This is a genomic window from Desulfosoma sp. (assembly GCF_052743555.1).
Genome location: NZ_JBRAHS010000005.1, coordinates 127685 through 148998 on the forward strand (window position 1 = coordinate 127685; position 21314 = coordinate 148998).

Annotated in this window: 20 protein-coding genes; 15 read left to right on the plus strand and 5 right to left on the minus strand. The window is 56.1% G+C overall.

What is annotated here, in order from left to right:
• Positions 1–48: 48 nt before the first annotated feature.
• A complete protein-coding gene (locus ACUVSA_RS04715; RefSeq protein ID WP_445893962.1) occupies positions 49–855 on the minus strand; it encodes an MBL fold metallo-hydrolase in 807 nt (268 codons plus the stop codon).
• A gap of 100 nt (positions 856–955) precedes the next feature.
• Here ACUVSA_RS04715 and efp point away from each other — a divergent pair, with 100 nt between their 5' ends.
• Both efp and epmA read left to right on the plus strand, forming a co-directional pair.
• Entirely contained in the window at positions 956–1534 is a 579-nt protein-coding gene (gene efp / locus ACUVSA_RS04720) for an elongation factor P (RefSeq protein WP_445891735.1), read from the plus strand.
• Positions 1534–2463 (plus strand): EF-P lysine aminoacylase EpmA, encoded by a 930-nt coding sequence (gene epmA, locus ACUVSA_RS04725; protein WP_445893963.1) that lies wholly within the window; start codon positions 1534–1536, stop codon positions 2461–2463. The genes efp and epmA overlap by 1 nt, the downstream gene beginning before the upstream one ends.
• 9 nt (positions 2464–2472) lie before the next feature.
• Here the strand turns inward: epmA and amrB are convergent, their stop codons facing one another.
• Complete coding sequence (amrB, locus tag ACUVSA_RS04730) at positions 2473–3780, minus strand: AmmeMemoRadiSam system protein B (RefSeq protein WP_445893964.1); 1308 nt, start codon at positions 3778–3780, stop codon at positions 2473–2475.
• A 135-nt stretch (positions 3781–3915) separates the two neighbouring features.
• Between amrB and ACUVSA_RS04735 the strand changes: the two genes are divergently transcribed.
• The 4 genes from ACUVSA_RS04735 (at position 3916) to ACUVSA_RS04750 (ending at position 7462) form a co-directional block, all read left to right on the plus strand.
• Positions 3916–5589, plus strand: a complete 1674-nt coding sequence (locus tag ACUVSA_RS04735; protein WP_445893987.1) for a tetratricopeptide repeat protein — start codon at positions 3916–3918, stop codon at positions 5587–5589.
• Entirely contained in the window at positions 5586–6389 is an 804-nt protein-coding gene (locus ACUVSA_RS04740; protein ID WP_445893965.1) for a hypothetical protein, read from the plus strand. The genes ACUVSA_RS04735 and ACUVSA_RS04740 overlap by 4 nt, the downstream gene beginning before the upstream one ends.
• Positions 6390–6584: 195 nt before the next feature.
• The gene (locus tag ACUVSA_RS04745; protein ID WP_445891740.1) at positions 6585–7076 is read left to right on the plus strand and encodes a Mut7-C RNAse domain-containing protein; all 492 of its coding nucleotides are present in this window, start codon (positions 6585–6587) and stop codon (positions 7074–7076) included.
• Positions 7073–7462 (plus strand): hypothetical protein, encoded by a 390-nt coding sequence (locus ACUVSA_RS04750; RefSeq protein ID WP_445893966.1) that lies wholly within the window; start codon positions 7073–7075, stop codon positions 7460–7462. Before ACUVSA_RS04745 ends, ACUVSA_RS04750 begins: the two co-directional genes overlap by 4 nt.
• 72 nt (positions 7463–7534) lie before the next feature.
• Here ACUVSA_RS04750 and ACUVSA_RS04755 read toward each other — a convergent pair whose 3' ends face one another.
• From ACUVSA_RS04755 to fusA, 3 genes are all read right to left on the minus strand, one after another.
• Positions 7535–8035: a MogA/MoaB family molybdenum cofactor biosynthesis protein gene (locus tag ACUVSA_RS04755; RefSeq protein WP_445891742.1), complete on the minus strand. Its 501-nt coding sequence runs from the start codon at positions 8033–8035 to the stop codon at positions 7535–7537.
• A 14-nt stretch (positions 8036–8049) separates the two neighbouring features.
• Entirely contained in the window at positions 8050–8508 is a 459-nt protein-coding gene (locus ACUVSA_RS04760; protein ID WP_445893967.1) for a hypothetical protein, read from the minus strand.
• A gap of 201 nt (positions 8509–8709) precedes the next feature.
• Positions 8710–10797 carry an elongation factor G gene (fusA, locus tag ACUVSA_RS04765; RefSeq protein WP_445893968.1) on the minus strand — a complete coding sequence of 696 codons (2088 nt, stop codon included), beginning with the start codon at positions 10795–10797 and terminating at the stop codon, positions 8710–8712.
• Between the two features lie 346 nt (positions 10798–11143).
• Between fusA and ACUVSA_RS04770 the strand changes: the two genes are divergently transcribed.
• The 9 genes from ACUVSA_RS04770 (at position 11144) to ACUVSA_RS04810 (ending at position 21307) form a co-directional block, all read left to right on the plus strand.
• Positions 11144–12127, plus strand: coding sequence for a tyrosine-type recombinase/integrase (locus ACUVSA_RS04770; RefSeq protein WP_445893969.1), 984 nt, complete (start codon positions 11144–11146; stop codon positions 12125–12127).
• Positions 12128–12275: 148 nt separating this feature from the next.
• Complete coding sequence (gene hslV / locus ACUVSA_RS04775; RefSeq protein ID WP_445893970.1) at positions 12276–12839, plus strand: ATP-dependent protease subunit HslV; 564 nt, start codon at positions 12276–12278, stop codon at positions 12837–12839.
• A 4-nt stretch (positions 12840–12843) separates the two neighbouring features.
• Positions 12844–14220 carry an ATP-dependent protease ATPase subunit HslU gene (gene hslU / locus ACUVSA_RS04780; protein WP_445891747.1) on the plus strand — a complete coding sequence of 459 codons (1377 nt, stop codon included), beginning with the start codon at positions 12844–12846 and terminating at the stop codon, positions 14218–14220.
• Between the two features lie 33 nt (positions 14221–14253).
• Entirely contained in the window at positions 14254–15165 is a 912-nt protein-coding gene (argB, locus tag ACUVSA_RS04785) for an acetylglutamate kinase (protein WP_445893988.1), read from the plus strand.
• Positions 15162–16358, plus strand: coding sequence for an acetylornithine transaminase (locus tag ACUVSA_RS04790; RefSeq protein WP_445893971.1), 1197 nt, complete (start codon positions 15162–15164; stop codon positions 16356–16358). The genes argB and ACUVSA_RS04790 overlap by 4 nt, the downstream gene beginning before the upstream one ends.
• Positions 16355–17269, plus strand: a complete 915-nt coding sequence (argF, locus tag ACUVSA_RS04795) for an ornithine carbamoyltransferase (RefSeq protein ID WP_445893972.1) — start codon at positions 16355–16357, stop codon at positions 17267–17269. Before ACUVSA_RS04790 ends, argF begins: the two co-directional genes overlap by 4 nt.
• A 122-nt stretch (positions 17270–17391) precedes the next feature.
• Complete coding sequence (locus ACUVSA_RS04800) at positions 17392–18612, plus strand: argininosuccinate synthase (protein ID WP_445893973.1); 1221 nt, start codon at positions 17392–17394, stop codon at positions 18610–18612.
• Entirely contained in the window at positions 18605–20023 is a 1419-nt protein-coding gene (gene argH / locus ACUVSA_RS04805) for an argininosuccinate lyase (RefSeq protein ID WP_445893974.1), read from the plus strand. The genes ACUVSA_RS04800 and argH overlap by 8 nt, the downstream gene beginning before the upstream one ends.
• Before the next feature lie 186 nt (positions 20024–20209).
• Complete coding sequence (locus ACUVSA_RS04810) at positions 20210–21307, plus strand: hypothetical protein (protein WP_445893975.1); 1098 nt, start codon at positions 20210–20212, stop codon at positions 21305–21307.
• The last annotated feature ends 7 nt before the right edge of the window (positions 21308–21314 follow it).

A 21314-nucleotide genomic window follows, 5' to 3' on the forward strand; every position in this document is an offset into this window, starting at 1 on the left:
AAGGGAGGTGCCTCGCTTACTGTCTTGGCTTTCGCTCACCCAGGCTACTCACAACGGCACGATATCTCCAGATCCCGGAACCAGCACTTCCAGGTCGTGGCATCGATGGATTGTGTCGAGGATTTCCCGCCACTGGGTGCGGCGGACATCCCGCTGCATGTGTACAAGAACCAGCCGACGCACTCCGGCCCCGCGAGCCCAGGCCAGACACCCTTGAACACTGCCGTGGCCCGCGATGGAATTGTCGTCGTTAAGGACAAAGGCTTCGTGAACCGCCAAGGTGCACCCTTCGGCCAGGGTTTGTGTCTCGGCTGTGGGGCGCCCGTCACCGCTGTAAAAAAGGCTCCATTGCCCGCCGTCAATGCGCACACTCAGATTCTTCTGACCGTGCTCCGTTTGCGCCGCCCGCCAGGTGGTTCCGTGCACTTGGACTGTGCGGCCCGCATCCAGGGCGAGTTCGCGCAGAGGAAAGGTGAGCTTCTTCGCAAAGCCCGGATACGCGAGATCCATGGCGGCAAGAACGCGTTCCAGGCCACCGGGTTGCGTCACAATAGTCAGGGGTTTGAGCCGCTTCATTTCCCAGAATCGAAGCAGCAGCAGAGGCATGCCGAAAAAATGGTCCCCATGAAAGTGGGAAATCCACACGGCATCGAGAAGATCGGGATCAGAGCAGGCCTGAAAATACCGGTGCGACACGGAAAATCCGCAGTCTAAAAGGATCTGAATCGACGTAGAGCAATCGCCCGCCGGCCAAACCTGCAGCAGAAGGCTCGTGTTCGGCTGAGTTTCGTCGCATGCTTCGCCCACCCCAAGAAATTCCACGGTCACCTTCGCATCCACCACTCCATTTTCCATGCACCCTTACCTCCCTTCTTGACCAACCCTTCTCATGCTCTGTACGATGCACCGGTGTTTTGAGTTCAACAGAAAAGCTTCTGCAGAGAGGACAAACATCATGGGCGCCACATTGACGGCAGGTGACCTGAGAAAAGGTCTGAAACTGGAGATTGATGGGGAACCTTATCTCATCGTAGACTTTGAATTTTCCAAGCCCGGCAAGGGGCAGGCACTGTATCGGTGCCGACTGCGGAACATGATCACAGGAATCCAATTTGACCGAACCTATCGATCGGGGGACAAATTTCTGGCAGCAGACTTGGACGAACAGGAAATGGAATTCCTTTATAAGGAAGGCAACCGATACCACTTCATGAACACGACCAGTTATGAACAGGTGGAACTCACCGAGGAAGCCGTCGGCGATGCCAAGAACTTTCTGACGGAAAATTTGCACGTGGACATGCTCTTCTTCAAAGGATCCCCCATCGGCATCAGCCTGCCCAATTTCGTGGAACTGAAAGTAGTCAAGTCGGACCCCGGAATCAAGGGGGATACGGCTTCAGGAGCAACCAAACCGGCGACCCTGGAAACGGGCTACGAGATCCAGGTGCCTCTCTTCATCGAGGAAGGCGATGTGCTCAAGCTGGATACTCGAACGGGAACCTATGTGGAAAGGGTCAAGGCATCCCACTGATGACTGCACGAGATTCTCTTGCCGCCAAGCGTGGCCGATTGGCCATGAGGAGCCGCATTCTTCACGCAATTCGGCTCTTCTTTGTGGAACGCGGTTTTTTGGAAGTCCAAACCCCCGTGCGCACACCTGCTCCCGCTCCGGAAGACCATATCGACGCCGTGCGTTCCGAAGGATGGTACCTTCAAACCAGCCCGGAACTTTACATGAAGCGGCTTCTTGCGGTGGGCTATGAGCAAATTTTTCAGATTGCCCCGGTGTTTCGAAAGGGGGAACGCGGACGACGGCACCACCCCGAGTTCACCCTTCTGGAATGGTATCGACGGGGGGAAGGGGTTGAGGCCCTCATGCAGGACTGCGAAGATCTTTTGCAGCATGTGTGCCGATACGTGGATCGATTTCCCCGCTTTTCTTATGGTGAGCAGATTCTTTCCGTGTGTCCTCCGTGGGATCGCTGGACGGTGCGCAGTGCCTTTCAAAAGTGGGCGGGTTGGGATCCCTTGACGGCCTATGAAGCCGACCGCTTCAACGAATACTTGGTAACGCATGTGGAACCTCATCTAGGTTTTCCTCGACCGGCTTTTCTCTGTGATTATCCTCCGCAGGAAGCGGCCTTGGCGCGCCTGGCCCAACGTGGAGAATTTTTGGTGGCCGAACGTTTTGAACTCTACTGGGCCGGCGTGGAACTGGCCAATGGCTTTGCCGAATTGACGGATCGCCAAGAACAGGAAAGACGCTTTCGCGAAACCTTGACTCGACGTGGCCGACAAGGGCGCGATGTGTATCCCTGGCCCCATCGTTTTTTGGAAAGCTTGGATTTTCTGGATTCCGCCGCGGGCATCGCCTTGGGCGTAGACCGTCTGGTCATGCTCTTGACCCATGCGCCGACACTGGACGATGTGACGGCCTTTCCACCCGACCACGAGCCCTAGAAAGGCCTCTCATGGCTCGGCCCGCTTTGAAGCAACAAAAGCCATGGCGGCAAAGGTCACGAACGATCCCTGGGGATCCACAACGACATGGTCGTGGTGCAACACTCGGCCTTGCGCGCTCCCTTGCAGCACGCGGCTGAGTACATAAAGCGGAGGCACGCCGCAGATCTTGCGTCCATTGCCGTCTCGAAGAATCTGATCCATAAAGGCATCCGGATTTGGCTCCCGCAATGCCTCGAGGAGTTTTTGATCCGCCTCCATGTGTTCTTGCACGGTGAATCGACTGGGCACAAAGTCATCACCATATCGTGGGCCAATGTGGGCCAGGTCCACGCTAGCCAAAAAACCCACCGATGTTTCCACCTGGTTGGCTGCTTCGCGCAGGGCGTCGCAAAACCGATCAATGACCGGCTTCTGAGATGCCCAATCGGCCACATCAAAAGAACACAGGATGGGAACGATTCGAGCCTCAGGCTGAACGTGCGCCAGAAACACCGCCTGAAATTCGATAGTATGCTCCCGGTTGTGAGCACACTCCCCGACTAGGATATCTTGCGGGGCTCGGCGAACGATCTCGGAAGCCAGGTGCCGATCGCACGCCACAAGGCCCAGCGGCGTTTCGAAATCCTTGAGTGTCGTGGCGAAGGCGTTTTCGATCGGCTCGTGGCCGGTACCCAAGATGACCCAGACGTCCGGTGGTTTCATGCGACCGAGAATCCCGTAAGCGCAGCCAAAGGTTGTGGCGCCGGCTCGCATGTCGATGTGCGGCGCCATTAAACCCACCAAGGCAGAGCGGGGTGAAACGCCTGCATGGGTGCCCCGGCCCTGAGGATCGGCGATGTTCGAAAGACCGTCATACTGTGATGGGTCCGCGGCATCGACGTCGATTCCCTGCACCGTGGGAAGAGCGGCCTCCAGCATGGCATCCAAGAAAGAACGAAGCTCGTGAGCCTCTGCAGGATAGCTCTTTCCCGCATGCCGCAAGCGCCTTATGGGATCTTCACGAAACCTTTGCATTTCATTTTGCACATGCTTGGCAAAACGTGCATTATCCAATAGTAGGTTTTCATCCAAAAGACGAACCACTTCCTGAATCTGGTCACTGTGCACGAGTTGGCCTGTGCGTCGCAAAATAAAGGCCTGAATGTCCCGAATGGTATGCCGTCCGTCCATGAGAGCCAGAAACGGCGCAAATTCTGGATGCAGCAGCACAGGCTTGTCATTGTATCCAAGGCGATCCCTCAGGAGAATGAAGGACCTTCCGGCATGATGAACGGGAACGGCTTCCAAGCCAAAACGCAGTTTTGGATATTCCATCAGATCCGCCTCGACGTTGACGGTTCGCCACATATGTGATACGTGACAGCGTCCATAACTCCCGATTCATTTGATCTTTCACGCTCACAGGACAAAGTCTGCATGCGGCACGCCCAAAACACATGCTTGGCCTTCGTGGTTGTCATGCTTCTCAGTTCCTGCAGCATCATCGGTCTGCGAACGGGACCTTCTGTTCCCGGCGCCATGCCGGAATTGCCCAAGTCCCAAGCCTATGCTGCTTATCTGTTAGCCCAATACTATCTTCGGGTCAATGAGCCGGAAGAGGCCATTAAGGCGTACAAGCAAGCCCTGGAATTCGACCCCGACAACCCCACTATTTTGACGGACCTGGCCGTCCTGTACGTGCGTCAAGGCAAGGTGCAAGAGGCCCTCAGGCTGGCGGAAAAAGCCGCGGAGGTGGATCCCTCTTACGAAAGCGCCTTCATTCTTTTGGGGCGACTGTACGCCGGCACAGGCCACAACAGCAAGGCCATTGATGCTTATCGGCGCGTCATCGCCATTAATCCCAGCAACCACGATGCGTATCTTCTGCTGGGAACTTTGTACGCTCAGGAAAACCGCTTTCGGGAAGCTTTGGAGGCCCTGGAACACCTCAAGACGCTGCTCCCGGACAATCCCCTGGCGTACTACTACAAGGCGCGGGTTTTTCTGGACATGAAATTTTACGACCAGGCGGAAGCGGCTTATCAGGAAGTTCTGCAGATCAATCCTTTTTTCGATCGCGCCCTCTTGGACCTTGCCTACATTTACGAAGTGACCGAAAGGTTTGCGGAAGCAGAAGCCACCTACCTTCGTCTTCTGGCCATCAATCCAGGGCACCATCAAGCACGCACTCGACTGAGCAACCTCTACATTCGTGAAAAACTCTATGACAAGGCGCTGGAGCAGCTGCGCGTGCTGTCTCAGCAGGACGCCGAAGACCTTGAAAGCCGTCTCAAGATCGGCATTATCCACCTGCAACAACACAAGGTCCAGGAAGCCATTTCTGACTTTCAGGCTCTCTTGAAAGATCGGCCGCAATACGACCAGGCCCTTTACTACTTGGCGACTTCCTACGAGGAAAAAGGGGAGCGGGCCGATTTGGAACAGGCGGTGGTGAACCTTCGACTCATTCCGGAAGGAAGCCCCTTGTGGGAGGCGGCGCAAATGCGTTTAGCCGTTTTGTTTGCCAAGCTCAACGATCACAAATCAGGCATTCAATGCTTGGAAAAGGCCCTGCGCGCCAAACCTCAAGTGGTCGATTTCTACCTTTACCTGGCCTACCTTTACGAAGAGACGAAAGATTACGCCAAGGCGTTGGAAAGCCTCAACGCAGGGATCGCCGTGGGCGGAGAAACCGTGCCACTGTTGTTTCGCAAAGGCATCGTGCTCGACCGCTTGAATCGCAAAGATGAAGCCTTGGAAGTCATGCAAAAGATTCTCACAATGGACAAAGAGCACGCGGGGGCTCTGAATTACATCGGCTACACCTACGCGGACCGAGGTGTTCGTCTCGACGAAGCCAAAGAACTCATTGAACGTGCCTTGGAGAAAGAGCCTCAAGACGGCTACATCATGGACAGCTTGGCATGGGTGCTTTACCGCTTGGGCGACTATGCCAAAGCCCTTCAGGTGATTCGCAAGGCCTTGGAACTGGTCCCCGATGATCCGATCATTTTGGAGCACTACGGGGACATTCTTAAGGCACTGGACCGACTGCTGGAAGCCCGGCAAGCCTATGAAAAGGCCTTGGAAAAGGGACATGAAAACCCGAACCTGATCCAGCAAAAGATACAGCAAATTCAATGAAGCCGCTTGCCCGTTTTTCCTTTGGGTTGTGCCTGTGCACCGTGGCTCTTTTTCTCTCCGCCTGCGCCGTGCCTCGCCCGACGGCGCAGGACCATGAGCGTCCGCCTGCTGCATGGCACCCGCAGGCGTGGAAACAGTCCTTGATGGCACGTCATGAAGCGTGGAAACGTTTCGAAGCCGGCTATCAGGTCCGATGGACGGATTCGCTGGAAAGGGTCTGGCGCGCGAGAATCCTGGTCACCGCGTCCCTGCCCGAGCATCTTCGCCTGGAAATCCTCAATGCCTGGGGTCAGGTTCAAGGGCTCTTTCTCCTCAACCGCACCCAATCCATCCTGTGGATTGTTCCTGAAAGGACCGTGTACACGTCGGTGCGACAAGGCGCTCTGTTGGAAAAACTCCTGGGTATTCGTCTTTCTGGAACCGAACTGGCCCCTACCCTGCTGGGTTTGCCTTCCGAGCACGTCCTTGACGGGGCCGTGGCGCGAAGGCGTGAGGATGAAACAGTCGTCTTGGATTCAGAGGAACGGGAGCTAGCACCTCTCAGACACATTCGGCTTTGTGCGGACCAGGAACGCTTGTGTCGCATGGATTTTTCCGATGCCGGAACGCCTCTTTTCGTGCTTTTTCACTACGAGGCGGAAGGCCATGAACGTGACATTCCCACGTCCTTGACCTTTTACAGTGCCACGGGCACTGTGGAGCTGACACGAACGTTCGTGCGCCAAACGGCGCGTGTGGCACCGGAGACCTTTAAACTTCCTTTGCTTGGCGACGCTGTACAAGTGGTGGAAATCCGCTGATCAAGCCAAAGAGCGCCTACATGCCCGGCAGCTGATTCCGGAAGGCCACATGCGGAAGCGGCCCAGGCTTCAATGCCCCATTGCATTTTGGGGCGCTTCCACGAAACAGAACCACGAGTTTTCGGTCGAACATGGGTGTCGGACCGAGGAGGTCTTGAAGAATCGACACGGCCTGATCATCAAAGGCGGAATCCCATGGAACATCGGCCACGGTTTTTTGTTGATCGCATGCTGGGAAAAGTGGCAAAATGCCTGAGAATCTTGGGCTATGACGCGAGATACGGATCCATTGAGACCGCCTCGCAGATTCAGACCTTGCGGCACGAAGGATATGTGGTCGTCACAGGCAATACGCGCTGGCGTCATGTGCCCGGCGTTTTATTCTGCCAAGCCACCCGGTGGCCAGAGCAGTGCCGCAAACTGGCGGACGCCGGCCTTGTTCGCCTGGAAGAGGCGGACCCTTTCAGCCGCTGCTTGCAATGCAATGGGGTTTTGGAGGACGTGGCCAAGGAAGAGATTGCGGGGCGTGTCCCTGAGTTTGTCTACGCCACAGCGCCCGCTTTCAGCCGTTGCCCCTCGTGTGGACGCGTGTACTGGCCGGGTTCGCATTTGGACAAAATGACCGATCACTTTCAACGTATTATGGGTTGGAATCTGAAGGAGGCTGGCAAAAGGAGGAGCGCATGAGTGGAGTGATCCAGAATGTCATCGCCATACTGACGAAAATGGGCTATCGGGTCTTAGAATACGCGACCATCTTGTATCTATGGAAGATGAAAATTTTGAAGACCCAAATGAAGCGGGTTGCTGTGAGCAAGTCGCAGAAAAACCTCAGCAAAGCCTACAGCGGGCTGGGATCTGTGGTCTATGTCAAACTCAAAGAAGGCCAGCCATCCCTGACATCGGATCCGGCCGTTATGACCCAGATGCGCAATGTGGAAGAAGCGGAAGCTGGAATGAAAAAGATCGACGAGGAGTTGCGCGGGATATGCGACGAATTTGAAGCCAAGAAGCAAGCCGTTCGTGAGATGTATGCGGCCAAGAGAAGCCGCGTGGGATCGGGCGGGGAATAGGCCGAGGAATAGGTCTTTCTGAAAAGGCTTTTGTGCGCGTGCCGAAAAGGACGTGCTTGTGCACGTCCTTTTTTAACCGCCGCAGTCGGCGGTATCTCCTTGAATTTTCGCCATAGCGTGAGGCAAGGCGGGCAAAACGGCTTCAAGGTTTTCAAGACACCCTTTGACGCTTCCAGGAAGGTTAACAATGAGGCTTTGGCCTCGAATGCCCACCACGGCCCGAGAGAGCATGGCATGGGGTGTTTTTTTCAGGCTTTCCAGGCGCATGGCTTCCGCCATGCCGGGAATGAGCCGATCACAAAAAGCGGCTGTCACCTCCGGCGTGACGTCTCTTGGAGACACGCCGGTGCCGCCAGTGGTGATGACAAGCGCCGCGCCGCGTCGATCTGCGGCTTCCTCCAGCGCCTCTTGAATGGCCGCTGGCTCATCCGGCACCACGATCCGCCACACTCCCGTGAAGCCTTCCCGATGCAGCCTTTCCCAGAGCGCCGCGCCGGCAAGATCCTCCCGCTCACCCCGACTTCCCTTGTCGCTGACCGTAATAACCGCCAGTGTTTGACGACACCCACTCACGCTTTCCCCCTTTCTCATTTCTGAGCGCGTTCCAATTGACGCCGAGCCGCTTGCACAATCACACTGGATACGGATTTGCTCTTGGCAAGAATTTTCAAATCCTGAACGATCAGTGTGGAGACCAACTTGAGGGCAATGCCTACGGGGGTTTTGGGATTTTTGACCAAAGCCAGGCGCACCGGGTACAGTTTGGACCATTCGCGGTTTTCAGCAATCTTGCGCAAGGCTTCGTCACTGATGTTTCTCGAATTGGCAAACCCGACAATCTCCGAGGACGTGATCTTTGGATTTTCCAGAACCGCCATCTGCACGGCACGGTTGGGATCCTGCATGAGCAGGGTACGCGTTTCCTTATTGCCGATCAGGGCCAGCTTGATCCGTTCGGAAACGGTCAATTTCTGGATTTTCATGGCCAATGGAACCCGCTGATCCTCTTGGGGTTCACGGGGCGATGTCGTGCGCTCCTCCGTCATGCATGCTCTCCATCCCACGGTCCACTGCGCCCCAAAAACATCAAGCGCCGCAGAGTTTTTGGGTTCCCGGAGTTCTTCAGGAAACCATCATTTATATACACAGGCCGTGGGGGCCAGGAAAGGTCGTTGTGGACGCCAAAGAAAAAGAAAAGCGGAACCCCGATAGCGGTTCCGCTGTCATGGAGCAATAAAAAGGGCCGTTTACCCCTTTTCGGCTTTCTCGGCCTTGGCCGCTTCGATAATCTTTTCCTGAAGCTGAGCCGGCACTTCTTCGTAATGGGAAAACTTCATGGTGAACATGCCTCGGCCGGCCGTCATGGACCGCAGATCCGGTGCGTATTGAAGAACTTCCGCCAAAGGCACCTGCGCTCGAACGATCTGCTTGCTCCCCTCGCTGTCCATGCCCAACACTTTTCCGCGCCGTGAGTTGAGATCTCCGATGACATCGCCCAGGCAATCATCCGGAATGGTCACTTCCAGCACAACAATGGGTTCTAACAAGGTGGGCTTGGCTTCCACGACCGCCTTCTTAAACGCCATGGATCCGGCGATCTTAAAGGCCATTTCCGAGGAATCCACGGCGTGGTAAGAGCCGTCCACCAAATCCACCTTGAAATCCACCACGGGATAGCCCGCCAGCACGCCCTCCCGAGCGGCTTCCACAATGCCCTTTTCCACGGCCGGAATGTATTGCCTGGGTATCACGCCGCCCACAATCTTGTCCACGAACTGAAAGCCTTCGCCCCTAGGGAGCGGCTCCATCTCAATCCAGCAATCACCGTACTGACCCCGACCTCCCGTCTGTTTCTTGTATTTGCCCTGCACCCTGGCCTTGCCCTTGATGGTTTCCTTGTAGGGTACTTTGGGAAGCTTAAGGTTGACCTCGACGCCGAACTTGCGTTTGAGCTTGTCAATGGTGGCTTCGATGTGAATTTCTCCCATGCCGGAAAGAATCATTTCCTTGGTCTCATCGTTGCGTTCCAGCTTGAGGGCCAAGTCCTCTTCCATGAGTCGTGCCAGGGAGCTGAAAATCTTCTCTTCGTCGCCCTTGCTCTTGGGTTCGATGGCCAAGGAATAGACCGCAGCGGGCAGCTCAGGGAACGAAAAGACCACGGGGTTTTTCTCGTCGCACAATGTGTCCCCCGTTGTCGTTTCCTTGAGCTTGGCCACGGCCACAATCTCACCGGGCCCGGCTTCAGGAATCCCTTCCTGTGCCTTTCCTTTGATGCGCAGAAGCTGCCCGTAACGTTCCTTGGATTTTTTCGTGCTGTTGAAAACGCTGGCATCCGGTTTGATGGTCCCGGAAAAGATGCGCACGACCGACAAGCGCCCGGCATAAGGATCACTGATGGTCTTGATGACCAAGCCGGAGAAGGGCGCGGCGGGGTCAGGTTCCCGAACCACCTCGCCGGCCCCGTCCAAGGAGACACCTTTTCTGGAGCCTCGATCTAGAGGGGAAGGAAAACAATCCACAATGATGTCCAAAACCTGGGCCGTTCCCACATTGGTCGTGCCGGAACCACACGCGATGGGAATGAGGCGTTCGGCGATCACGGCCCCGCGCAAGCCCCCCACGATCTCTTCTGGGGTCAATTCCTGACCTTCCAAGTATTTTTCCAGAAGGGCATCGTTAGCTTCGCACACGTTTTCCACAAGCATTTCTTTGTACTGGGCCGCCAGCTGCAGCGCGTCTGCGGGCGCTTCCTTGACATCGAACTTGCCGGTGTCTCCGCGACCGTAAAAGAAGGCTTTGCCGGTCAGCACATCCACAACGCCTTGAAAGTTTTCGGCACTTCCTACGGGCACTGTCAAAGGCACGCATCGGGAACCCAGTTGCCGGCGAATGTTTTCCACTGTCTTAACAAAATCGGCCCGTTCCCGATCCATCTTGCTGATAAACACCATACGCGGCAGGCCCAGTTCTTCGGCAAACTCCCAGACTTTTTCTGTCTGCACCTTGACGCCGTCGATGGCGTCCACAACCACCACAGCCGCATCTGCACCCTGCAGGGAACTCTTTGTTTCCGCAATGAAATTAAAATCCCCCGGCGTGTCGATGATGGTGCAGGCATGCTTTTTCCAAGCAAAGGTGTTCAGGGCCATGCTGATGGTGATCTTGCGGCTCACTTCTTCAGGCTCGAAATCCATGACGGAGGTGTTGTCATCCACCTTGCCCAATCGCGTGGTCACGCCTGCCGTAAACAGCATGGCCTCGGCCAAAGAGGTCTTTCCGGCACCGCCGTGGGAAATGATGGCAAAAGTTCGAACCTTGTCTACAGATTCGATCATGTGTCATTCCTTTCTTCGCCTGTGCCCCGTGTCTTGAGCGGGGCGATTGCTTCAGTGCTTGCCGAAAACCAAAAAACGGCGATTCACCAGCCGAATCCGAACCGTTACGGTGGGTGTGGTGAGACCGGTCAGTGTCGCCGCGGACTTTAGGAGGAAAAGCACAAGTGAGGTTCTTAGATGAAGCGTGCGAGAAAAGTCAAGAACAATCCCGGCTTGGCACGGAGGTGCGTGGGTTCAAAGATTTTGGCTGACAGCTCAAGAAAAGTCTTTCTCTTCCGTCGGTTTTCTGATTCTTTATAGCTTTTCAACGGCACGCCCTGAGTGGGCACACAGTGGGAGCTCGAACATGAGTCGCGAGACGGGGTCGTTGCTGCATCGGGTCTTTCAAAGTCTTGACGGGCCGGCCGTCATGGCGCTTAAGGATTTCTTGAACTTTCTTCGTTCTCAAAGGGCGATGAGCCCGGCAACGGTGAAAAGCTACGGGGTCGATCTGGCGCAGTGGTATCTCTTTCTTCAACACCTTTTGGGTCGATCGCACCTGGACATGGACGACTTGTCGGAAGCCAACCTGCGTCGATTCGTTTTTCACAGGCATCCACGGCTGGCAAAGAGCAGCCAGGCGCGAGCCCTGGCCACTTACCGCTCCTTTTTTCGATTTCTTTTGGAAAGACAGCGACTCGCCCACAATCCCGCTCGTTCTTTGCGTTCGCCCAAGGTCAGCGTTACGCTGCCGGCTTTCCTGGATGTGGACGAAATGCTCGCCTTTCTCGATGATTTGCAAAAAAGAGCTCAGGCCCTTTCGGCCCCTTGGACCACGTTGCGGGACTGGGCCCTTTTTGAAACCCTCTATGCCACCGGGCTGCGCGTCGGGGAGTTGGTGCGCCTCAACCACGACCACCTGGACAGACAGGAAGGCGTGGTGCGCGCTATGGGAAAAGGCTCCAAGGAACGCGTCGTGCCCATCGGTTCCAAGGCGGTGGAAGCCATCGGCCGATACCTTCAAGCCTTTCACAGCCAATGGCACGGGCCCTATGACCAAAACGCCGTGTTCCTTAATGCTCGAGGCGGCAGACTGTCGGATCGTTCGGTGCGGCGCCTCTTGACGCAAAGACTTCGCGACGCCGGCCAGTGGCGCCCTTTGAGTCCTCACGGGCTTCGCCACAGCTTTGCCACGCATTTGTTAAGTTCCGGCGCAGATCTTCGAAGTATTCAGGAGCTGCTGGGACACGCCGGGCTTTCCACCACACAGCGATATACACGCGTGGATATGGATCGGCTGATGAGTGTCTACGACGCCGCACATCCTCGTAGCCGTAAACCCAACTCGTAGGAGCGTGGCTTAGAATGGCTCTTGGGGGCCGTTTTTTGTTTCTTTCAGTGGGAGCGCCGCAAGGCGAGATCAGGCATCACGGCTTGCGCCGCTGCGACGGAAGGGCTTCTCGAAAGAATTTTAGGATTTAACGCAGGAAAGGACAGGCATGCTCTCAACGCCATCTTCCCCCAGTTCGTGGACCCGCATGCACGGCACCACCGTCTTGGCCATTCATCGAGGGCAGCACGTGGTCATGGCCGGAGACGGCCAGGTGACTTTTGGCGATACCGTCATGAAACAGCAGGCGCGCAAAGTGCGCAAGATGTATCACGATCAGATTCTCGCCGGGTTTGCGGGAGCCACCGCCGATGCCTTTACCCTTTTTGAACGGTTGGAAACCAAGCTCGAGCAATACAACGGCAATCTGAAAAGAGCCGCCGTGGAGCTGGCCAAGGATTGGCGTATGGATCGGGCCCTTCGACGCCTGGAAGCCCTGCTCATAGCCGCCGATCGCAGCCAGTGCTTGATCCTGAGCGGCACGGGCGATGTCATCGAACCCGACGACGGTCTTGCCGCTGTGGGTTCGGGAGGCCCTTACGCCTTGGCGGCAGCTCGAGCCCTTTTGACGCACACGGACCTTGCCTTGCGCACGGTGGCCGAAGAGGCCATGAAGGTCGCCGCCCAATTATGCATCTACACCAATGAGTCTTTTACCATAGAGGAGTTGTGACACCATGCAGCAACCCCTGACGCCGGCGGAAATCGTACGGGAATTGGACAAGTTCGTCATCGGCCAAAAAGAGGCCAAGCGCATGGTGGCCATCGCCCTGAGAAACCGATGGCGCCGCCAACAGGTGCCGGAACACCTGCGGGATGAAATTGCTCCCAAAAACATCATCATGATCGGCCCGACGGGCGTGGGAAAGACGGAAATCGCGCGCCGCCTAGCACGGTTGGCCCAGTCCCCTTTTCTCAAGGTGGAGGCCAGCAAGTTCACCGAAGTGGGCTATGTGGGCCGCGACGTGGAATCCATGATTCGAGATCTGGCGGATCTGGCCGTCAATATGGTGCGTTCAGAAGAAATGGAAACCGTTCGCCTCAAAGCCGAAGAACTGGCGGAGGAAAGACTTCTGGACATTCTTCTTCCCCCTTCTCGGCACAGCGCGGCCGCCTCCAGTCGAGTCCATGAGTCCAATGAGGCCAAAACGGCCCAGGAAGAAACACAACAGGCCGATGCCACTCGAGAAAAGCTACGAAAACTTTTGCGCCAAGGGGCTCTGGACGATCGCTATGTGGAATTGGAAGTGGAAGATCGCTCCGTACCGGTCTTTGATCTTTTTGCCAGTGCCGGTATGGAAGAAATGGACTACAACTTTCGAGAAATGCTCAGTTCGATGCTTCCCCGGCGCACCAAGCGTCGCAAGGTGAAGATCCCCGAAGCTCGCGAGATTCTGGTGGACCAGGAATCGCAGCGGCTCATCGACATGGACAAGGTCATACGGCAAGCCATCGAACGGGTGGAGCATTCCGGAATCATCTTTATCGATGAGATCGACAAGATCGCGGGACGCGAAGGCACTCGCGGGCCCGATGTGTCCCGAGAAGGTGTGCAGAGGGACCTTTTGCCCATAGTGGAAGGATCGACCGTGACCACCAAATACGGTCTGGTGCGTACGGATCACATTCTCTTTATTGCCAGCGGCGCCTTTCACATCGCCAAGCCGTCGGAACTCATTCCTGAACTCCAAGGACGCTTTCCCATTCGCGTGGAACTCCAATCCCTGACCAAGGAAGATTTTGTCCGTATCCTCAAAGAACCGGAAAACGCTCTGATCACTCAGTACATTGCCTTGCTGGCCACAGAAGGCGTCACTCTGGTCTTTGACGACGCAGCCATCGAAGAGGTTGCGGACATCGCTTACCAAGTGAACACGCGTACGGAAAACATCGGCGCACGAAGGTTGCACACCATTATGGAAAAGTTGTTGTCGGACATCTCCTTTCATGCGCCCGAGCTCAAAGGCCAAACCCTGCACATTACGCGAGACTACGTGAAACAAACCCTCGAAGACATCGTTAAGGACGAGGACCTAAGCCGCTACATTCTTTAAGCCTTGTTTTCGCCAAGGAGGAACACAGCCGTGATGCGAGATGCCGCCGCGTTACTCATCGAGGCTTTGCCCTATATTCGGCAGTTTTCAGGAAAGATGGTGGTGATCAAATACGGAGGCCACGCCATGAAGGACGAAGCCTTGAAGGAAAGCTTCGCTCAGGACGTGGTGCTCATGAAATACATCGGGATTCATCCCGTGGTGGTCCATGGCGGAGGACCTCAGATCGGCCGCATGCTGGACCGTGTCGGCAAGAAGTCGGATTTTCGGGAAGGCATGCGGGTCACCGATGAAGAAACCATGGATGTGGTGGAGATGGTGCTGGCTGGAAAGGTGAACAAGGAGATTGTGGCTCTCATCAACCGCCATGGCGGGCGCGCCATTGGCCTGAGCGGCAAGGACGGTATGCTCATCGAGGCGCGCAAGATGCATCTTTTCAAATACCTGGGAGACGACCAGCCTCCGGAAATCATTGATATCGGCCTCGTGGGCGAAGTGGAACGTGTCAATGTGGAAATCCTGAAAGTGCTGGAAAAGAGTCATGTCATTCCGGTCATTGCACCTGTGGGGGTGGGTAAGTCTGGAGAAACGTACAACATCAACGCTGACCTGGTCGCCGGCAAAGTGGCGGCTGCGTTGAATGCTGAAAAACTGGTGCTCATGACCGATGTGCCTGGAGTGCTCAACGCGGCAGGCGAACTCATTTCCACCCTCTCTGTGGCCGAAGCCGCGGAACTCATTCAGGACGAGGGCCTCAAAGGGGGAATGATTCCCAAAGTGCAGTGCGCCATGGACGCCGTCCAAGGGGGCGTCAAAAAGGTGGCCATCCTTGATGGACGCATTCCCCACGCCGTGCTTTTGGAACTCTTCACCGACTCAGGGATCGGTACCGAAATCGTTCCTTCACAACCTTCCAAGAGATTCCAGGAAAGGATGGGCTCATGACACATCCCGTGATGACCTTGTGTGACCAGGTGGTTTGTTCCACCTATGCCCGCTATCCTGTGGTGCTGGAAAGAGGCCAAGGCAGCCGATTGTGGGACGCCGACGGCAAAGAATATATCGATTTTGTGGCCGGTATTGCCGTGTGCAACCTGGGTCATTGTCATCCCGAAGTGACGGAGATCATCTGTCGCCAGGCGCAAACCCTGGTCCACGTGTCCAATCTGTTCTACACACGCCCTCAAACCGCTCTCGCCGACGCTCTACTCCGCCGCTCCTTTGCCGACCGTGTCTTCTTTGCCAACAGTGGTGCTGAAGCCAACGAAGCCGCCATTAAGTTGGCTCGAAAATACAGTCGGGACAAATACGGCCCAGGACGTTTTCATGTGATCACCATGGAAGACTCCTTTCACGGCCGCACTCTGGCCACTCTGTCGGCCACTGGTCAGGAAAAGGTGCACAAAGGCTTTGAACCCCTGGTGGAAGGCTTTCTCTTTGTGCCCTACAACGACATCGAGGCGGTGCGTCGGGCCATGTCCCCTCAGGTGTGCGCCGTGTTGGTGGAACCCATTCAAGGAGAAGGCGGCGTCCGGCTTGGGCATGCCGAGTTTTTTAAAGAGCTTCGAGAGCTCTGCACGGAGCGGGATGTTCTTCTGATTTTTGACGAAGTTCAGGTGGGCATGGGACGCACGGGAACCCTTTTTGCCTATGAGCAGCTTGGGGTCACCCCGGATGTGATGACCCTGGCGAAAGCTTTGGGCAACGGACTGCCCATCGGGGCCATGCTGGCCACGGAACAGGCCGCTCGCGCCTTTACCCCGGGAAGCCATGCTAGCACCTTTGGCGGCACACCCCTGGTAACCGCGGCCGCCGGCAAGGTTTTGGAACTGATTGCGCAAGAGTCCTTTCTTGCGGCGGTGCGAGACAAGGGGCAGTATTTTCTGGAAAGACTTCGGGATCTTCAATTACGGCACGCGGAAAAGGTTCGAGACGTTCGGGGCCGAGGGCTCATTTTAGGAATGGAACTGGCGGATTCCGGGAAAGCCGTGGTGGATCAGTGCCTCACAAGGGGTTTTCTTATCAATTGCACGCATGAAACGGTGCTGCGCTTCGTCCCGCCTCTCATCATCGCCAAGGACGACATTGACCGGCTCATCGAGGTCCTGGACGCCGTGCTCAAGGAGTGGACGCCATGAAAAGAGACTTTCTCAGTCTGTGGGATGTGACGCGGGAGGAGATTTTTTCCCTTATCGATCAAGCCCTTCAACTGAAACGGGACTGGTCTCAGGGTAGGCTGAAACCCGTGCTGTACCAGAAGACTTTGGGGCTGCTTTTTAACAAGCCCTCCACGAGAACCCGGGTGTCCTTTGAAGGGGCCATGCATCGGCTGGGCGGGGCCTGCACCTTTTTGAGCGTTCACGACACGCAGCTTTCGCGATCGGAACCCCTCTCGGATACGGCAAAGGTTTTATCCCGCTACATCGAGGCTCTGGTGGTGCGCACCTACGATCATGAGGATGTGGTGACCCTGGCGCGGCATGCCTCCATTCCCGTGATCAACGGATTGACGGATCTGTGTCATCCCTGTCAGGTTCTCAGCGACCTGGTGACCGTAATGGAAAAGAAAAAGCGCCTGGACAATGTGGTGGTGGCCTGGATCGGGGACGGCAACAACATGGCCCATTCTTGGATCAATGCCTCGGCGCGATTGGGTTTTCGATTGAATATTTCATGCCCGGAAGGTTATTGGCCGTCAGCTCGGGTGCTGGAACGAGCCCGCCGGGAGGGGATCGCCGACATCGGCCTTTATGATGACCCTGGAGAGGCTGTGAGGGAAGCCGTCGTGATCAATACGGATGTGTGGGCCAGCATGGGCCAGGAGCATGAAGCGGAACAGCGCCGCAAGGTTTTTTGGCCCTTTCAGTTGAACGCGGCGCTATTGGCCAAGGCGCCCAAGGAAGCCATTGTCCTTCATTGTCTTCCCGCGCATCGGGGCGAAGAAATTACAGAGGATGTCCTGGAGGGACCGCAGTCCGTCGTTTACGACCAGGCCGAAAACCGGTTGCATGCGCAAGCGGCGCTCCTTCGATGGCTTCTGGCGTCGTAGTATCTCTTGTCAAAATGCGCGATTTTCCGGTATGTAGGACGTCTCTTGACGGTTTTGGCAAGCAACGACGAGAAAAAGCGACAGCGAAACCCTTCTTGGAGGGTAAGGAGAACCGAGCGATCATGGGCATGAGCAAAGTGGTTTTGGCCTATTCCGGGGGTTTGGACACTTCCATTATTCTCAAGTGGCTAATCGAAACCTATGACTATGACGTCGTCGCCTTTGTGGCGGACCTGGGCCAGGGAGACGACCTGCAGGCCATCGAAAAGAAGGCTCTGGCCACGGGAGCCGTCAAAGCGAGAGTGGAGGATCTTCGCGAAGAATTCGTTCGAGACTTTGTCTTTCCGGCCTTTCGCGCCAATGTCATTTACGAGGGACAGTATCTGCTCGGCACGGCCATCGCGAGACCGCTCATCGCCAAGAGACAGGTGGAAATTGCTCAGGAAGAAGGCGCGGATGCGCTCAGTCACGGGGCAACCGGCAAGGGTAACGACCAGGTGCGCTTTGAGCTCACCTATACCGCGCTCGCACCGCATCTAAAAGTCATCGCCCCCTGGCGCGAATGGAACCTAAAGTCCAGGCAAGCCCTTCTGGAATTTGCCCGCAAGCACGGCATCCCCGTCCCCGTCACTCCCGAAAAGCCTTACAGCTGTGACGCGAACCTGCTGCACATCAGCTACGAAGGGGGCATTTTGGAAGATCCATGGCGGGAACCGGATCCATCCATGTTCACGATGACGGTGGACCCTCGGGACGCGCCAAATGAGCCAGAAGTGGTTGAAGTGGACTTTCTTCGAGGCGATCCCATCGCGGTAAACGGCCAATCCATGACGCCAGCCGCTTTGCTGCACACTCTCAATCGCATCGGCGGCCGCCATGGCGTGGGCCGAGCCGACGTGGTGGAAAGCCGCTTTGTGGGTATGAAATCCCGCGGTGTGTATGAAACCCCTGGAGGCACCATTTTAAGAACGGCCCACCGAGCCATGGAATCCATCACCATGGACCGAGAAGTCATGTTCCTTCGCGATTCCTTGATCCCGCAATATGCCAGGCTCATTTACAACGGCTTTTGGTACGCGCCGGAACGGGTGGCTTTGCAGAGCTTGATCGATGCATCCCAGGAAAATGTCACGGGCACCGTTCGCCTGAGACTCTACAAGGGCCATTGCACGGTCATCGGCAGAAAATCGGACCAGTCCCTGTATGATCCTCAATTGGCAACCTTTGAAGAAGAGGATGTTTATCGACAAAGCGACGCCAGCGGTTTCATACGGTTGCAGGGTTTGCGTCTGCGGGTCCAGAATCTTGTCAGAAGCCGCGCACGAGGACGAACACATGTCTGAAAAGATGTGGCAGGGGCGATTTGAGCAGCCCACGGATTCTTTGGTGGAAGAATACACGGCATCCATTCACTGTGACCGGCGCCTGTACCGCTACGACATTCAAGGCAGCATCGCCCACTGTCGCATGCTGGCTGAATGCGGCATTCTCACCCATGAAGAAGCCTCGCAGATTGTTCAAAGCCTTGGGGAGATTCTTCGAGAAATTGAGCGGGGAGAATTGTTGTTGGATGCCTCGCAAGAAGACATTCATATGGCCGTGGAACAGCGCCTCATGCAAAAGATCGGCGAGCTAGGAGGAAAACTGCACACGGCCCGGAGCCGCAATGATCAAATCGCCTTGGACACTCGGCTGTTCATGCGGGACGTGGTCTTGGAGTGCCGCCGTCTGCTTCTGGAAACGGTGAACATTTTGAGCGGACTGGCGGAAAAAAACCTGCATATCGTGATGCCAGGGTATACCCATCTGCAGCATGCGCAGCCCGTGCTGCTGGCCCATCACCTCATGGCCTACGCGGAAATGTTTCTTCGAGACGAAGAGCGCCTGGCCCAGTGTTTTGATCGCATCAACGTGCTTCCATTGGGCAGCGCGGCCCTTGCGGGCACCACCTTTCCCATCAATATGGAAATGACCGCCAAGGCTCTGGGCTTTCCCCGAATCACGCGCAACAGCATGGACGCCGTGAGCGATCGCGACTATTTGATCGAATTTTGCGCCGCCTCGGCCATCCTCATGATGCACATCAGCCGCCTTGCCGAGGAATTGGTCTTGTGGTCCACTGTGGAATTCGGTTTTGTGGACATCAGCGATGCCTTCTGCACCGGCTCAAGCATCATGCCTCAGAAAAAGAACCCCGACGTGCCGGAACTCATGCGTGGCAAGAGTGCCCGCGTTTACGGCAACCTCATGGCGCTGCTCGCCTTGGTCAAGAACCTGCCCCTGACTTACAATCGAGACCTTCAGGAGGATAAAGAACCCGCCTTTGACACAGCCGATACGGTGCGACAAACTCTGGCCGTGCTGAACAAGATGCTTCCCGAACTGCGGTTCAATCAGGACCGCATGGAGACGGCTGCAGCCCAGGGATATGCCCTGGCGACGGAGGTGGCGGATTATCTGGTGCGCAAAGGCGTTCCGTTTCGGAAGGCCCATTATGTGGTGGGACAAATGGTGCACCACTGTGAAAAGCTCGGTAAGGATCTCTCAGACTGTTCCGTGGAGGAACTCAAGAAATTTCACAAGGCCTTGGATGCGGACCTCTTTGCGGTCCTTTCCCTGCACAGCGCCGTGGAACGGCGCACATCCCATGGTGGAACCAGTCCTCAAAGAGTTCGTGAAGCTATTGATGCGGTGCGGGCTGAGACGCACGCAAGGCTTGAGCGCGTCCATGTCGATGCTCCGCCTGCGGTGTGAGGCGCTCACGGAAGGATCATTTCCGTGTCGTTTCCGCGATCATGCACGAGGAACAACCCGAGGCGAAACGGGCATTTTCGGCTTAGGCCGCATCAATGAGATGTCTTTTCGTTCGCATCGGCTTCCAATGGCCTTGGCTTCGGCACTCGGGCACTGTCCGAGGCGATAATCATAAAGGATTTCACCATGCGCGCATGTTCACTGAATCGCGAAAAGTTTGGAAAAGCGTGGCAGATCCGCGCCTTTTTGATGGTCGCCTTGATTTTTGCAGGCAGCTGCGGCAAGAAAACGCCCCCCCGCCCCGTAGGTCTTGAAAAACCACCTCAGGTTGTGGACATTCGAGTGGAACTGGTCGACGGGCAGGTGCGACTCACATGGCCCATTCCGCCGATCGTCCACGAAAAAAAACGGCCTGGTGACCTCATCTTTGTGGTCCAACGGGAACGTACCGACCTGGAGCGGGTCCAATGTGGGGACTGTCCTCCGGAAGCCGTCGAAACCCTGGTGCGCATCGATCCCGCGAGCCAAGGTCCATGGCAGGTTGCCCACGGCATGGTGGAGTGGACCGATACATCGGCACAAGCCGAAGAAGTCTATCGGTATTGGATTGCCATCGTGGACAAAAAGGAACGTACATTGTCCCTGTCGGCTCCCACGCGCGTTCACCTGAGCGCACCCCCCCGACCCGTGAAAAAAGTGGAAACATGCGCCGATCAACGTGGCGTTCTGGTCCGCTGGGACGCGCCCATGACCGCCGACAAGATGCCGGATCCCAAAACGTCCTTTCTCATTGAGCGACGTCAAAAAGGGTTGGAGTGGGAAACTCTGAATCCGGAATTTCTCCAGGGGAATAGTTACCTGGACACCTCGGTGCAACCGCAGGAGCATTACCAGTACCGCGTGCGGCCGGTCCTTCGGGTTTTGGATGCGGAGGTTTCCGGCCCCTGGACGGAAAGTGCATTGATACGGGCTCCTGAAAGAATGCCGCCACCTCCGCCCACCACCGTGTGGGCCGTGCCTTTAAGAGAAAAAATTGAAGTGCACTGGACGGAATCCGCTCAGCCTGTTGCCGGCTACCACGTGTACCGCCGCGACGGCAAGACCATTGTCCGCTTGACCGGTGAGCCCCTGAATAAGCCACCATTCATCGACGCCAAGGTGGAACCCAACAAGGTGTACGCCTATGCCGTTTCTTCGGTAAGCCCCGACGCTCCACATAAGGAAGGGCTGCTTTCCAAGTGGGTGGAAGTGCGCCACGTGCGATTCAACGACTTTCGCCGATGATTGCCGG